The 13,499-nt window shown below is 62.3% G+C and carries 13 protein-coding genes; 6 read left to right on the top strand and 7 right to left on the bottom strand.

Features of this window, described 5'->3' with window-relative positions; genetic code table 11:
- Window positions 1-47 precede the first annotated feature (47 nt).
- Complete coding sequence (locus tag LLJ08_RS08220) at window positions 48-1,970, bottom strand: transglycosylase SLT domain-containing protein (protein ID WP_228208652.1); 1,923 nt, start codon at window positions 1,968-1,970, stop codon at window positions 48-50.
- 291 nt (window positions 1,971-2,261) lie between these two features.
- Between LLJ08_RS08220 and LLJ08_RS08225 the strand changes: the two genes are divergently transcribed.
- Complete coding sequence (locus LLJ08_RS08225) at window positions 2,262-4,172, top strand: ATP-binding cassette domain-containing protein (RefSeq protein WP_228208653.1); 1,911 nt, start codon at window positions 2,262-2,264, stop codon at window positions 4,170-4,172.
- Between the two features lie 168 nt (window positions 4,173-4,340).
- Window positions 4,341-5,033: a DUF6901 family protein gene (locus LLJ08_RS08230; RefSeq protein ID WP_014820781.1), complete on the top strand. Its 693-nt coding sequence runs from the start codon at window positions 4,341-4,343 to the stop codon at window positions 5,031-5,033.
- A gap of 46 nt (window positions 5,034-5,079) precedes the next feature.
- Here the strand turns inward: LLJ08_RS08230 and LLJ08_RS08235 are convergent, their stop codons facing one another.
- Window positions 5,080-5,520, bottom strand: coding sequence for a universal stress protein (locus LLJ08_RS08235; RefSeq protein WP_014820780.1), 441 nt, complete (start codon window positions 5,518-5,520; stop codon window positions 5,080-5,082).
- A gap of 270 nt (window positions 5,521-5,790) precedes the next feature.
- Between LLJ08_RS08235 and LLJ08_RS08240 the strand changes: the two genes are divergently transcribed.
- Genes LLJ08_RS08240 through LLJ08_RS08250 form a run of 3 tightly spaced genes read left to right on the top strand, consistent with a single transcriptional unit; the run spans window position 5,791 to window position 7,588 of the window.
- Window positions 5,791-6,261, top strand: a complete 471-nt coding sequence (locus LLJ08_RS08240) for an MFS transporter (protein ID WP_042926897.1) — start codon at window positions 5,791-5,793, stop codon at window positions 6,259-6,261.
- A gap of 35 nt (window positions 6,262-6,296) precedes the next feature.
- On the top strand, window positions 6,297-7,079 hold the full coding sequence (locus LLJ08_RS08245; protein ID WP_044314192.1) for a class II glutamine amidotransferase: 783 nt from the start codon (window positions 6,297-6,299) through the stop codon (window positions 7,077-7,079).
- Window positions 7,073-7,588 (top strand): DUF2937 family protein, encoded by a 516-nt coding sequence (locus LLJ08_RS08250; RefSeq protein ID WP_041014581.1) that lies wholly within the window; start codon window positions 7,073-7,075, stop codon window positions 7,586-7,588. The genes LLJ08_RS08245 and LLJ08_RS08250 overlap by 7 nt, the downstream gene beginning before the upstream one ends.
- Before the next feature lie 72 nt (window positions 7,589-7,660).
- Here the strand turns inward: LLJ08_RS08250 and LLJ08_RS08255 are convergent, their stop codons facing one another.
- From LLJ08_RS08255 to LLJ08_RS08270, 4 genes are all read right to left on the bottom strand, one after another.
- On the bottom strand, window positions 7,661-8,839 hold the full coding sequence (locus tag LLJ08_RS08255) for a vWA domain-containing protein (RefSeq protein ID WP_228208654.1): 1,179 nt from the start codon (window positions 8,837-8,839) through the stop codon (window positions 7,661-7,663).
- A gap of 49 nt (window positions 8,840-8,888) precedes the next feature.
- Window positions 8,889-9,293: a GFA family protein gene (locus LLJ08_RS08260; RefSeq protein WP_221104637.1), complete on the bottom strand. Its 405-nt coding sequence runs from the start codon at window positions 9,291-9,293 to the stop codon at window positions 8,889-8,891.
- A 51-nt stretch (window positions 9,294-9,344) separates the two neighbouring features.
- Window positions 9,345-10,193: an AAA family ATPase gene (locus LLJ08_RS08265; RefSeq protein ID WP_014820774.1), complete on the bottom strand. Its 849-nt coding sequence runs from the start codon at window positions 10,191-10,193 to the stop codon at window positions 9,345-9,347.
- Window positions 10,194-10,336: 143 nt separating this feature from the next.
- Window positions 10,337-11,407, bottom strand: a complete 1,071-nt coding sequence (locus LLJ08_RS08270) for a DUF748 domain-containing protein (protein WP_228208655.1) — start codon at window positions 11,405-11,407, stop codon at window positions 10,337-10,339.
- Between the two features lie 123 nt (window positions 11,408-11,530).
- Between LLJ08_RS08270 and cysK the strand changes: the two genes are divergently transcribed.
- Complete coding sequence (gene cysK, locus LLJ08_RS08275; protein ID WP_228208656.1) at window positions 11,531-12,505, top strand: cysteine synthase A; 975 nt, start codon at window positions 11,531-11,533, stop codon at window positions 12,503-12,505.
- A gap of 24 nt (window positions 12,506-12,529) precedes the next feature.
- On the opposite strand, the gene LLJ08_RS08280 is transcribed toward cysK, so the two are convergent.
- Entirely contained in the window at window positions 12,530-13,444 is a 915-nt protein-coding gene (locus tag LLJ08_RS08280) for a DMT family transporter (protein WP_228208657.1), read from the bottom strand.
- Window positions 13,445-13,499: the final 55 nt, after the last annotated feature.

The following is a 13,499-nucleotide window of genomic DNA, read 5'->3' on the forward strand; positions in this document are numbered from 1 at the left end:
GCCTGCCCAAGTGGGCAGGCCTGTTTGGTTGCCTGAAAGCCGCCGCATCACTGAAATTCGAAGAAGCGCTCGTGCCATTCCACCAGCGGTTGCGGCGAGTTCAGTTTCTGCCCGTAGATGACCGAGTAGGTCAGCACGTTCTGCACGTACTGGCGGGTTTCGTCGAACGGAATGCTTTCCACCCAGACATCGAATGACAAGTGCTCGGCGTTGCGCAGCCATTGACGTACGCGGCCAGGTCCAGCGTTGTAGGCGGCCGAGGCGAGCACGCGGTTGCCGTTGAACTGGCCGTAGATCTGGCTCAGATAGGCGGTGCCCAGCTGGATATTGGTGTTGGGGTTGAGCACCTGCTGCTGTGAGGCCAGCGGGATATTGAAACGTCTAGCAGTTTCCTTGGCCGTGGCCGGCATCAGCTGCATCAGCCCAGTGGCGCCGACATGGGAGCGGGCGTCGGCCATGAACGCGCTTTCCTGGCGGGTGATGGCGAATGCCCAGCTCGGGTGAATCTCTCGGGCCCTGGCTGACTGAATAAGCGTGCTGCGGTGGGCCATGGGAAAGCGAATGTCCAGGTCGTCCCAATACTGCGCCTGGCTGATGGTGCGGATCGCCGGGAAATACCATTCCTTTTCATAGGCAAGCCGCGCCTGCGCCACCAGTTCGTCCCTGCTAAAGAGACGGCTGACGTGGTACCACTCGCGGCGGCCATCGACGATCTGCCCGCGGTCGTGAAATTCCAGCGCGCGGCGGATGCCAGCGGTGTTGCGCACCTTTTGCACGACCTTGCTATCGAGCGCCAGTGGCTGGTGGTTGAGCTTGTACGGTGCCTGAATGCGGTCGGCAGAAAGAAAGCCGTAGAAGTCCCGCTCCCTGGCAACCGGCTGGTAAAGCTGTGCCGCTTGCTGGCTTTCGGGCTTGGCCAGTTGCAGGCTGCGTGCCTGCCAGTAGCGCCAGCGATTGGTATTGGCCAGGTCTTCGGGGAAGCGTTGGGTAAGCCGGTATGCGTCATCCCACTGGCCCAGGCGCAGCAGCAGCCGGGCGCGCCATTCGCTGACGGTGTTGTCACGCAGTTCGGGGTCGTATTCGGCCATCACTTTCAGGGCGCGTGCGTCGAAACGCTTGGCCAGCGTCAGCCCGATCTGCCGGGCGATGGCGACTTTCTCTTCGGCCGAGAAGGCGAAGCGCCGAGCGTAGCCGTCGAGCAGATTCAGCGCCTGCTCCGGGTCCTGACGGGCTAGGCGGCGCAATCCGATCGACACGACGTCGGCCATTTCCGGGCTGGTTGGCACGAAGCGATCCGGCTGGCGAAGCATTTGCGGCTTCTGCGCGACATCGATCATCAGCTGTCCCTGAGGTTGCAGGGTCGGCAGGCGTTTGACCAGATAGCTGGCCACGCCGTAGTTACCGCTCTCGACTGCCAGCTTGGTGCGCTTCCAGCGGCGCTCTTCGGTCAGCAACCCTTTGATATCCCACAGTTCGAACAACGGATCACAGGCGTTGTGCTGCGACTTGCCGACCAGCCAAAGGCGCTCGGCCGTGGCATCGGCACCTGGCAGGTCGTTGCGTAGCTGATACTGGCCGAACAGACAGTCGAGCTCGGTGAAATTCATCTTCGGGTCGTAGTAGCGGATAAAGGTCTGCCAGTCCCCGCGCGCGGCCAGAAGGCGCAGCCAACGCAGCTTCATCCAGCTGATCTGTGGCAGGTCACCGTGCTCGGCAAGAAACTTCTCCACCTCCTGGTTGCTGGCCGATTTCAGGCGATGGGTCAGGTCGTCGTACGCGAGATAAGGTTCGAGCGGGTAGTCGCGCAGGGCGTTGTAATAACGCCGGTAGGGGCCGCTGTCACCCTTGGCCAGGGCCTGCTTGGCCTGGTCGTAATACTGGCGCTGCTGACCGAGACTGGCGGCGGACGCATCCAGGCCGAGGGTTGAAACGAACAGGCAGAAACACAAACTGGAGAGTCGGCCGCGCATGGTACATCCGTAAAACGGGGGCTTGAGATGACAGGTGATCGGCTGCGCCTGGGCACAGCCGCAATCGGCCTGTCGCAGGGGCTAGCTTAGCCTGCCGCACGGGGCAGTTAAACGCGCATTAAGCTCCCGTAACAAACAAAGGCAGACTTCCGACGAGCGTACCTGGCATGGCTCGCGTGGCCATCGACAGCAAACCGATGCGATAGCGCCGTGTGGCTGATAAAGCCTTGCTCACAGCGGGTGGGCCATGGCGATCTGCTAGACTGCGCGCCCTGTTTTCCGGAGGTAGTCATGACCCTGCTCAAGTTCACCGATGTATCTCTCGCCTACGGCACCACGCCGTTGCTGGACGGCGTGTCCTGGCAAATCGCGCGAGGCGAGCGGGTCTGCATCATTGGCCGTAATGGCACCGGAAAATCCAGCATGCTGCGCCTGGTCAAAGGTGATCGTGCCGCCGATGACGGGGAGATCTGGCGTGCCCCGGGGCTGAAGATCGGCGAACTGCCGCAGGAGCTCCCGCGAGCGGACGACCGCACGGTATTCGATGTGGTCGCTGAAGGCCTGGCCGGGGTCGGCGAGCTGCTCGCCGAGTACCATCACCTCAGCCAGAACATCCAGAACGACGCCGATCTCGAGAAGCTCATGCATGTGCAGCAGGCGCTCGAGGCGAAGGATGGCTGGCGCTTGCAGCAACTGGTCGACAGCACCCTGAGCCGCCTGCAGCTGCCGGCTGACCGCACCCTGGCCGAACTCTCAGGTGGCTGGCGCCGCCGCGTGCTGCTGGCCCAGGCACTGGTGTCCGAGCCGGATCTGCTGTTGCTCGACGAGCCCACCAACCACCTGGATATCGGTGCCATCGCCTGGCTGGAAGAGGCGCTTACCGGTTTCAACGGTGCCGTGCTGTTCATCACCCACGACCGGGCATTCCTGCAGAACCTGGCGACCCGCATCCTCGAACTGGACCGCGGCCACCTGATCGACTGGAATGGCGACTACGCAAGCTTCCTGGTGCACAAGGAGCAGCAGTTGGCGGCTGAGGAAACGGCCAATGCGCTGTTCGACAAGAAGCTGGCACAGGAAGAGGTGTGGATTCGCCAGGGCATCAAGGCGCGGCGTACCCGCAATGAAGGCCGCGTGCGGGCATTGAAGGCGCTGCGCGCCGAGCGCAGCGAGCGCCGTAACGTGCAGGGCAAAGCAACCTTCCAGGTGGAAACCGCTGAGAAGTCCGGCAAGCAGGTCATCGTTGCCGAGGATGTGACGTTCGCCCATGTCGGCGGCGATCCGCTGATCAAGAACTTCTCCATGGTCATCCAGCGCGGAGATCGCATCGGCTTGCTCGGTGCCAACGGTACCGGCAAGACCACGTTGCTCAAGCTGCTGCTGGGCGAGCTTCATCCGAGCAGCGGTTCCATAGAGTTCGGCACCAAGCTCGAAGTGGCGTATTTCGACCAATTGCGTCACCAGCTGGAGCTGGAAAAGACCGTGGTCGACAACCTCGCCGAAGGACGTGAGTTCATCACCATCGATGGCCAGAATCGTCATGTCCTGAGCTATCTCGGCGACTTCCTGTTCAGCCCGCAGCGCGCACGGACGCCGGTCAAGGCGCTGTCTGGAGGCGAGCGGGCACGGCTCTTGCTGGCCAAGCTGTTCAGTAAGCCGGCCAACCTGCTGGTGCTCGACGAACCGACCAACGACCTCGACGTGGAAACTCTCGAGTTGCTCGAAGAGGTGTTGCTCGGTTTCCAGGGCACCGTATTGATGGTGAGCCACGACCGGGCCTTTCTCGACAACGTGGTCACCAGCACCTTGGTGTTCCAGGGCGGCGGTGAGGTACGCGAATACGTTGGCGGCTACCAGGACTGGTTGCGCCAGGGTGGTTCGCCGCGTTTGTTGGGTGTTGCAGAGTCCGGCGGCGAGACGAAGGACGCCAAGAAAGTGCAGCAGGCTCCGGTCGCGCCGGCAGCTGCCGAGGTCGCGCCGGCGAAGAAGAAGCTCAGCTACAAGTTGCAGCGCGAGCTCGAGGCCTTGCCGGGCAAGATCGATGAGGCGGAACAGGCTATCGAGGCGCTCCAGACGCAGATATCCGATCCGGCCTTCTATCAGCAGCCGGCAGACGTGACCGCTGCGGTGCTGAGTCGCCTTGAAGCGCTGCAGCTGGAGCTGGACGGCTTGCTGGAGCGCTGGGCAGAGCTGGAGGAGTAATCCCGCCACACTGGCGAGCAGGGGTGGCGGGTTGCTGGGGCCCGCGCCACACCAATCGCTGCCCGACGATGCGGCTCCCCATCACGGCTTATGAGATGGATCAATGCCCGGCGTGCTGGCGCGTAGTTAAGTATCCGCATCGGATCATGCAGTCATGATGGAGCGTTAATGGCAATCGAATACCGCATTACCCTGGATGATGAACACGACTTTAGCTACAGGATCGAGCTGGATCGTGAGTACGACAGGGAGGTCGCCGCGCAGGCGCCGAAATGGACCCGTCTGGAGCATCAGCGCTGCTCGAATTGCCCACTGAGCAAGGACGATTTCAGCCATTGCCCGGCGGCGGTCGACCTGCACCGGGTGATCGAGGATTTCCAGGGCCTGCCGGCAGTGAAGAAGGCCTTGGTATGGGTGCGCACCCCGGAGCGTGAGTACACCAAGCAGGTTGGTTTGGACGAGGGGCTGCGGGCACTGCTCGGGGTGATCATGGCTACCAGCGCCTGCCCGGTGCTCGGCGGACTCAAGCCCATGGCCAAGCAGCATTTGCCCTTTGCCAGCAACAACGAGTTCGTTTTGCGGGCGGTATCGCTCTATCTGGCGCGGCAGTATTTCAACCTGCGCGAGGGTCGCCATGCGGACTGGGAACTGCGCGGGCTGGTGCGTTCATTTCAGCAGCTGCAACTGGTCAACCAGGCGTTCTGGCAGCGTATTCACGATACCTGTCACGCTGACTCCAATCTCAAGGCCTTCCTGACCTTCTTTTCCATGGCATCGAGCCTGACCTATTCGCTCGAGACGCAACTGCAGAAGATCCGCCCGCTGGTGATGAGTGCGGGCGAGGGCGTCGAAGCGGTCTGACCTCGCCAGCTTGCGCAGAGTGGCTTCACCCTGCGCGGCGACCTGGCTAATCGGCCTTTTTCAAACGCACGGCCAGTACATCGCACGGCGCGCCGTGGAGGATGTCGTTGGCGGTCGACCCCAGCAGCAGGGCGAGTCCGTGGCGACCATGGCTGCCGACCACGATCAGATCACAGCCCTGTTCCTTCGCCAGGCGGTGTACTTCCTGGCGGGGCTGTCCGTAGGCAAGGTGGCGATTCTCCGGTGCCAGGCCCGGGTAGCTGTCGGCGAAGCCGTTCATGCGCTCGCGTGCCTGGTCGAACTGCTGTTGTTGCAGCATCGAAAGGTCCATCGGCACGTCGCCGCCGAAGGCCATGGCCATCGGCTCGATGATGTGCACCAGGCTCAGCTTGGCATTCGAGGTGCTGGCCAGCGCCTGGGCGCGAGCCACGACCGGATGGCACTCTTCGGTCAGGTCGATGGCGACCAGTATGTGTTGGTAGGGCATGGCGTGTTTCTCCTTGCTTGCCGGTTGCCTGAGGCAGCCGTCCCGGCGATGTTTGGGGATAACCCCTCGTTTAAGAGGTTTATACGACCTTGCTTCGGCCTTCGCCAGTGGCTTGTTGTCACCATCGATGACGGCTGAGGGACACAGGCTGCTATCATGGCCGCCCTTGTCGCTGCGACGCATATCATGCCCGTGGCGACGCTGAATGCGCCCTGTTGCCTCGCCAGCCCGCCGCTGGCAGTTGTGAACGGCTGTCACCGAGAAAACACCATGCTGATGTTCGACTCCGATTATTCGCTCGCCTGGGCTCTCTACGGGATAGCCGCGCTGGGATGCCTGCTGTTCTGGTTCCGGGTGACGCGCGGAATGTGGCGCTGGTTGCGCGAACCGCTACGGCTGATCGCGGCTGTGTTGCTGTTCACGCCGACCATCGTCGACCCTGCGAAGGAACTCTTCGCGCCGGCGGTGGCCATTACCGCCATGGACATGATCTTCCAGGTGGGCAACAACGCCTGGCGCGCCGTGGCGGATCTGGCCATGTACGGGCTGATCGCGTTCGGCCTGTATCTGCTGCTCGTCGCCATACGCTGGCCGATCGAGCGAAAGTATCGACGCCGCCGCGACACTGCGGACGAAGCCGAGGACAGCCGGACGCTGCGCGAACGTATGGAAGATGACAGCGATGACGAGCTGGACTACACGCCGTCACGCGGGCGGATGCGCACCGAACCCAGGCTCTAGTCGAGCGATTCACAGACACCGAGCGGAGATGACGCATGTGCGAGCTGCTGGGCATGAGCGCCAATGTTCCAACCGATATCGTTTTCAGCTTCACCGGTCTGATGCAGCGGGGCGGCAAGACCGGCCCACACAAGGATGGCTGGGGTATCGCCTTCTATGAGGGGCGCGGCTTGCGGTTGTTTCAGGACCCGGTCGCCAGTTGCGAGTCCGAGGTGGCGAAGATGGTGCAGCGCTACCTGATCAAGAGCGAAGTGGTGATCGGCCACATCCGCCACGCCAATGTCGGCAAGGTTTCCCTGGTCAATACCCACCCCTTCGTCCGCGAACTCTGGGGGCAGCACTGGTGCTTCGCGCACAACGGCCAGCTTTCGGACTTCGAGCCCGGCAAGGGCATCTATCGACCGGTCGGCGACACCGATAGCGAGCGCGCCTTCTGCGACCTGCTGAACCGCATCCGACTGGATTTCCCTGACCGCTGCGACCCGCAGAGCCTGCTGCCCGTGTTGCTCGGCGCCTGCAACGAGTATCGCCGCAAGGGCGTGTTCAATTGCCTGCTGAGCAACGGTGAATGGTTGTTCAGCTTCTGCAGCACCAAGCTGGCGGAGATTACCCGGCGCGCCCCGTTCGGCCCTGCTCAGCTCAGAGATGCCGAGCTGACGGTGAACTTCCATGCCGAAACCACCCCTGACGATGTCGTCACCGTGCTGGCGACCGAACCGCTGACCAATAACGAGCAATGGACCCTGCACGAGCCCGGTCAATGGAGCCTCTGGCAACAGGGCGAATGCGTCGCGCAGGGCAAGGTGGCGACATGCTGAGAAGTTATCTGCGCCTGACTCTTTTTGCGTTCGGCTTGCTGGTGGGCGTACAGGTGCCGGGTTTCATCGATGCCTATGCCAAGCACGTCGAGGCGAGGCGCCTTGAGGCCGAGCAGGGTTTGCACGGCTTTCAGGACACAGCGCGGCGCTTCTTCAGCGGCGATCTGGATGCGCTAGTGCAGCACTATCGAGATAGCGACGATCCGGTTTTCCAGAACGACGCTCAAAGCGTCGAGCATCTGGTGGCGCGGGCCCGCCTGCTCGAGCGCGAGTGGCAGGCGATGCAGCGACCGTGGTACGCACGCGCCATTCACGTACTGCTCGGCGCCGAGCGCAGTCTGCGCGAGCAGGTGTGGAGCAGCTATCGCTTCCAGGTCCTGCTGGCGCCCGAAGCCATTGCTTGGGGGCTGAGTTGCGCACTGTTGCTGGCCTGGCTGGTGGAGAGCCTGCTGCTGGCGGCAAGCTTTCCGTTTCGCTCGCGGCGCCGCTACCGTGCCTTTCGCTCGTGACTTGAGGGTCGCATTGCCGATTGCCTGGCCTAGTCGCGGCTCAGGTAGCGGCTGGCGAACGGACGGATCAACTCACTTCGCCAGAAACTTCATCCCGTCCTCGAGCCCGCTCAGCGTCAGCGGATACATGCGGTCCTCCACCAGCTCGCGGATGATGCCGGTGGACGTGGTGTAGCCCCAGGTGTCCTTTGGATAGGGGTTGATCCAGATGAGCTTCTTGTACTTCTCCATGAAGCGCTGCATCCAGACGTAGCCGGCTTCCTCGTTCCAGTGCTCGACGCTACCGCCCGGCTGGGTGACCTCATAGGGTGCCATCGCCGCGTCGCCGACGAACACCACCTTGTAGTCAGCGCCATACTTGTGCAGCACGTCCAGAGTCGACGTGCGTTCCGAAGTGCGGCGGAAATTGTTCTTCCACACCGACTCGTAAATGAAATTGTGGAAGTAAAAGTACTCGAGGTGCTTGAACTCGGTCTTGCAGGCCGAGAACAGCTCTTCGCAGACCTTCACGTGGGCGTCCATCGAACCGCCGATGTCGAACAGGATCAGCAGCTTCACCGCATTGCGCCGCTCCGGGCGCATCTGGATGTTGAGCAGGCCGGCATCTCGCGCGGTATGGTCGATGGTGCCGTCGATATCCAGCTCGTCCGCCGCGCCCTGGCGAGCGAACTTGCGCAGGCGGCGCAGGGCGATCTTGATGTTGCGCGTACCGAGCTCGACCTGGTCGTCGAGGTTCTTGTACTCGCGCTGGTCCCAGACCTTCACCGCCTTGCCCTGGCGCTTGCCGGCGTCGCCGATGCGGATGCCTTCGGGGTTGTAGCCGCCCGAACCGAAGGGGCTGGTGCCGCCGGTGCCGATCCACTTGTTGCCGCCGGCGTGGCGTTCCTTCTGTTCCTCGAGACGCTTCTTGAACTCTTCGATCAGCTTGTCCAGGCCGCCTAGGGACTGGATCTGCGCTCGTTCCTCGTCCGTCAGGCTGCGCTCGAACTCCTTGCGCAGCCAGTCTTCGGGGATCAGCGCGTCGAGATGCTGATCGAGGTTTTCCAGGCCTTTGAAATAGGCACCGAAGGCCCGGTCAAATTTGTCGAAGTGGCGCTCATCCTTGACCATCACCGTGCGTGCCAGGAAATAGAACTCGTCCATGTCGGCGAACACGACGCGGTGCTTGAGCGCATCGATCAGGTCCAGCAGTTCGCGCACCGATACCGGCACCTTGGCAGCGCGCATCTCATTGAACAGGCCAAGCAGCATGGCAGAAAACCTCTGACGCACCGTGGATAGTGCGCAATGTTCGGGGCGCTCAGCGGGGGCTGTCGCCGTTGTGTTGGGGCAGTGCGTCGTTAATCTCGTACCACGCCGCCTTGGAGTCGACGAAGATGTGCGATTGCGGCGGTGCCGGCAGCGGTGAATCGAGGGTCCCGGCAGCGACGCCGACCTCATGCTCGCGGTTGTCGACGAACAGCAGATTGGAGCCGCAGCGGATGCAGAAGGTGCGCGTCACATGTTCGGAGGAGTGGTAAACGCCCAGCTGATCCTTGCCCGACATGAAATGCAGCGCATCCAATGGCACGCTCGCGTAGCTGGCGAAGGCGGCGCCGTGGGCCTTGCGGCACATCTTGCAGTGGCAGTGGGTCAACTCGTCGATGGGGGCATCGATGCGATAGCGCACGACGCCGCACAGGCAACTACCGGTATGCGTTTGCATGGTTTGTTCCTCCAGTGAGTGCGCGACCGGCGCCCCCGAAGCCGGCACCGATCAGCGGCTGTTGGCGCGTCGACTCATGAAGGCTAGACGCTCGAGCAGCATCACGTCCTGCTCGTTCTTCACCAGAGCACCAGCCAGCGGCGGGATGGCGCGGGTCGGGTCGCGCTCGCGCAGCACTGCCTCGCCGATGTTGTCGGCCATCAGCAGCTTCAGCCAGTCGACCAGCTCTGAGGTCGAGGGCTTCTTCTTCAGCCCTGGCACCTTGCGCACGTCGAAGAACACGTCCAGCGCCTCGCTGACCAGATCCTTCTTGATGTCGGGGTAGTGCACATCGACGATGCGCTGCAGCGTTTCCCGGTCCGGGAAGGCGATGTAGTGGAAGAAGCAACGGCGGAGGAAGGCGTCAGGCAGCTCCTTCTCGTTGTTCGAGGTAATGATGATTATCGGCCGTTGGGTCGCCTTGATGGTTTCGTTGGTCTCGTAGACGTAGAACTCCATCTTGTCGAGCTCCTGCAACAGGTCGTTGGGGAACTCGATGTCGGCCTTGTCGATTTCGTCGATCAGCAGGATGACCCGCTCCTCGCTCTCGAAGGCCTCCCACAGCTTGCCTTTCTTGATGTAGTTGCGGACGTCATGGACCTTGTCCACGCCCAGCTGGGAGTCGCGCAGGCGGCTTACCGCATCGTATTCGTAGAGGCCCTGATGCGCCTTGGTGGTGGACTTGATGTGCCAGGTGATGAGTTTGGCATCGAAGGATTCGGCCAGCTGCTCGGCCAGCATGGTCTTGCCGGTGCCGGGTTCGCCCTTGACCAGCAATGGGCGCTGCAGGGTGATGGCTGCGTTGACTGCGAGTTTCAGGTCGTCGGTGGCGACGTAGGACTGGGTGCCTTCGAATTTCATTGCGGATTCCTTCGGCGGGCCTGGCACGCAGGCGCTCGTTGTAGTCAGGAGGGGACTATAAGGGAAGCTCGCTTGAGTGTGAACGCGAGAGCATCATTCAGTCACTGAATGGCTGCACGTACGCTTCTGGTGACGCTGCTTGGTCACTCGTCCTCGCTCAGGGATCGTTCGAATCGAGCCGAGAAGGCTTCGACGAAGGCGTTGCGCAGTATCGCGACGAAGGCCTGGAATGGGCTCACGTCGGTTTTGCGGGTGGTGCCGGACAGCTCGACACGGGTCGCGAACTGATCCTTGCTCTGGTTCTCAAGCACCTCCTGCCCGCCGCCGACCACGGCCTCCCAGAGGCCGCGGAAGAAGCCCTTGTCCTCGTTTGCCACGTCCTGTTCGTAATCGAAGATATCCACGTTGCGCAGCAACGGCTTGATGTAGCCGTCGAGCTGACTGTCGGTGGCCTGCACTTCGAGGACGAGATCACCCGTCCCGCCGGCGAAATCGAAGTTGGCATAGGCGCGACTGAGGTCATTCAGCTGTTTCAGCGGCACCCCGGTGACACGCAGATTGACCTCGAAATCCTCCCAGTCGGTAAATGGGTCGAAGCTGGCCGTCGCCTCGATCGGCGCCTGGTCGAACAGCTTGCCGGTGCCCTCGAACGCTGCCGTGCGGGTGCCATCGGCATCATCGGTGTTGGTCAGGTTATACAGGCTGGCCTGGATGTCGCTGGCGTAGACGTGCACCTGTGGGTCGGAAGAGAAGTTGCGAAAGGACAGCTGTCCATCGACAACGCGAATCTCGTTCAGCGTGATCGGTATCAGGGCATCGAGCTGGTCGCGCCAATCGACTCCTTTACCGCTTTGTGAATCGCCGCTGTCGCCGCCATCGACGAAGTTCAGGTGCGGTTGTTCGAAGATCACCTCACCGACGATCTCGCGGTGCCGCAGGATTGCGTCCCAGCTGATGGCGATATCAATACCTGGCGCCTTCAACAGCGGCGCCTGTACGCGCTTGTCCTTCTTCTCGATCAGCAGCCCTTCGACGCGATAAGCCCCGCGCCACCAAGCCAGATCGACGTCTTCGACATGGCCCTGATAGTCGCCCATGTCGGCCATCTTTTCGTTCAGATAATTACGCACCAGATGGGGCAGGGCGAGGTGCAGCACGATCAGCAGCAGGCCAAGTGCGAGAAGAATCCACAGGGGAAGCAGGCGACGGGTCATGGCGTTCCGGGGATGTGGGCGTGTTGACGATGGACCTCAGATTTCCGCCGTGAGTTCGGCTGGACTGACGCCTGGACTGCGCATAGGCTGATTGGTCTGGTACACCTCGGACAGGGCATTCCCATGAGTCGCATATTCGCAGACAACGCACGCTCCATCGGCAACACTCCGTTGGTCATGATCAACCGCCTTGGTCCCAAGGGCGTCAGCATCATGGCCAAGATCGAAGGCCGGAACCCGGCCTACTCCGTCAAGTGCCGAATCGGTGCCGGGATGATCTGGGATGCCGAAGGCAGCGGCCGGATCAAGCCCGGCATGACTCTGGTCGAGCCGACCTCCGGCAATACCGGAATCGGTCTGGCCTTCGTCGCCGCGGCGCGCGGCTACAAACTGATGCTTACGATGCCAGCGTCGATGAGCCTGGAGCGGCGCAAGGTGCTCAAGGCGCTCGGTGCCGAGCTGGTACTTACCGAGCCGGCGAAGGGCATGAAGGGGGCGATCGAGAAGGCCGCCGAAATCGCGGCTTCGAACCCCGAGCAGTACTACATGCCGCAGCAGTTCGAGAACCCGTCCAACCCGGCGATCCATGAAAAGACCACCGGCCCGGAAATCTGGAACGACACCGACGGTAGCATCGATGTGCTGGTCGCCGGCGTCGGAACGGGCGGCACCATTACCGGTGTTTCGCGTTACATCAAGAACACCAAGGGCAAGCAGATCCTCAGCGTTGCCGTGGAGCCGACCAGCTCGCCGGTTATCAGCCAGACCCTGGCGGGTGACGAGGTCAAGCCCAGCCCGCACAAGATTCAGGGGATCGGCGCAGGCTTCGTGCCGAAGAACCTCGACCTGTCCATGGTCGATCAGGTCGAACTCGTCGACGACGAGGAGGCCAAGCAGATGGCGCTGCGGCTGATGCGCGAAGAGGGCATTCTTTGCGGCATTTCCTGCGGCGCGGCGATGGCTGCGGCGGTCCGTCTGGCCGAGCGTCCAGAGATGCAGGGCAAGAACATCGTGGTGATCCTGCCGGATTCCGGCGAGCGCTACCTATCCAGCATGCTGTTCACCGACATGTTCAGCGAGCAGGAACTGGTGCAGTGATGCGGTGCGACGCAGCTGAGCAATTCAGCTGCGTCGCAACTGCGCCGTTGGCCGTGTGGTTGGCGTCTGGCGCAGAATCAGCCACAGCGCGAGCGCGATCAGCGCACCGCCCTGGACGTAAGCCCAGGAAAGTGGCTCATCAAGAAAGATAACGCCCCACAGCACGCCAAATGGCGGGATCAGGAAGGTCACCGTCAGTGTCTTGACTGGTCCGATATCCGCCAGCAGGCGGAAGTAGAGGATGTAGGCGAACGCCGTGCAGACCAGCCCCAGACCCAGCAGACTCAGCCAGACCGTCGAATCGCCCCAGTTCACCGGCGGCGCATTCAGTAATGACAGTCCGAACAATGGCAACAGGCACAGTGCTGCACCGAGCTGGCTACCGAACGCGACCACTTCGCTGTCCAGGCCTTCGCCCTGGTTGATCCAGCGGCGGGTGAGAAAGCCGCCGAAGCCATAACAGGCGGTGGCGCCCAGGCATGCCAGTGCGCCGAGCAGCAGCTCCGTGTCGAATGGCACCGGGCCGATTCGCATCAGCAATGCCACGCCCCCGAGTCCGCTGAAAACGCCGACTATCTTGGCGAGCGTCAACTCCTCGGCGAAGAACAGGGCGCCGATCAGCACGCCCATCATCGGTGTGGTGGCATTGAAGATCGCCGAATAGCCAGCCGGCACCAGTTGCGCGGCCACCGAATACAGCGCGAAGGGTACGCCGGAATTAATCACGCCCAGCATCAGGCACAACCCCAGCTTGCCGCGGAAATCCCAGCGCGTGCGCAGCAACAGCAGGATGACCAGCAGCCCTGAGGTTGCCAGCAGCACACGAAAGAACGCCGTGGGAAAGGTGCCGAGCACCGGCGCGATGATGCGCAGAAACAGAAAGCTCGCTCCCCAGATGGCGGCGAGAGCAAGCAGGCGGAACATGTCGAGCGGGCGCATGGGGCGGCTCCACCGGAAGAGAGCTGCAAGTGTTGTCGCCCATCAGCCAACTGGC

Source organism: Stutzerimonas chloritidismutans (assembly GCF_020783375.1).
GTDB classification, from domain to species: domain Bacteria; phylum Pseudomonadota; class Gammaproteobacteria; order Pseudomonadales; family Pseudomonadaceae; genus Stutzerimonas; species Stutzerimonas kunmingensis.

Excerpts from the sequence above, each read along its gene's own strand:
- LLJ08_RS08270 (WP_228208655.1), bottom strand. The coding sequence starts at position 11,407 with ATGACCCGTCGCCTGCTTCCCCTGTGGATTCTTCTCGCACTTGGCCTG.
- LLJ08_RS08235 (WP_014820780.1), bottom strand. The coding sequence starts at position 5,520 with ATGCCCTACCAACACATACTGGTCGCCATCGACCTGACCGAAGAGTGC.
- LLJ08_RS08250 (WP_041014581.1), top strand. The coding sequence starts at position 7,073 with ATGCTGAGAAGTTATCTGCGCCTGACTCTTTTTGCGTTCGGCTTGCTG.
- LLJ08_RS08240 (WP_042926897.1), top strand. The coding sequence starts at position 5,791 with ATGCTGATGTTCGACTCCGATTATTCGCTCGCCTGGGCTCTCTACGGG.
- LLJ08_RS08280 (WP_228208657.1), bottom strand. The coding sequence starts at position 13,444 with ATGCGCCCGCTCGACATGTTCCGCCTGCTTGCTCTCGCCGCCATCTGG.
- LLJ08_RS08225 (WP_228208653.1), top strand. The coding sequence starts at position 2,262 with ATGACCCTGCTCAAGTTCACCGATGTATCTCTCGCCTACGGCACCACG.
- LLJ08_RS08265 (WP_014820774.1), bottom strand. The coding sequence starts at position 10,193 with ATGAAATTCGAAGGCACCCAGTCCTACGTCGCCACCGACGACCTGAAA.
- LLJ08_RS08255 (WP_228208654.1), bottom strand. The coding sequence starts at position 8,839 with ATGCTGCTTGGCCTGTTCAATGAGATGCGCGCTGCCAAGGTGCCGGTA.
- LLJ08_RS08260 (WP_221104637.1), bottom strand. The coding sequence starts at position 9,293 with ATGCAAACGCATACCGGTAGTTGCCTGTGCGGCGTCGTGCGCTATCGC.
- LLJ08_RS08245 (WP_044314192.1), top strand. The coding sequence starts at position 6,297 with ATGTGCGAGCTGCTGGGCATGAGCGCCAATGTTCCAACCGATATCGTT.
- cysK (WP_228208656.1), top strand. The coding sequence starts at position 11,531 with ATGAGTCGCATATTCGCAGACAACGCACGCTCCATCGGCAACACTCCG.
- LLJ08_RS08230 (WP_014820781.1), top strand. The coding sequence starts at position 4,341 with ATGGCAATCGAATACCGCATTACCCTGGATGATGAACACGACTTTAGC.
- LLJ08_RS08220 (WP_228208652.1), bottom strand. The coding sequence starts at position 1,970 with ATGCGCGGCCGACTCTCCAGTTTGTGTTTCTGCCTGTTCGTTTCAACC.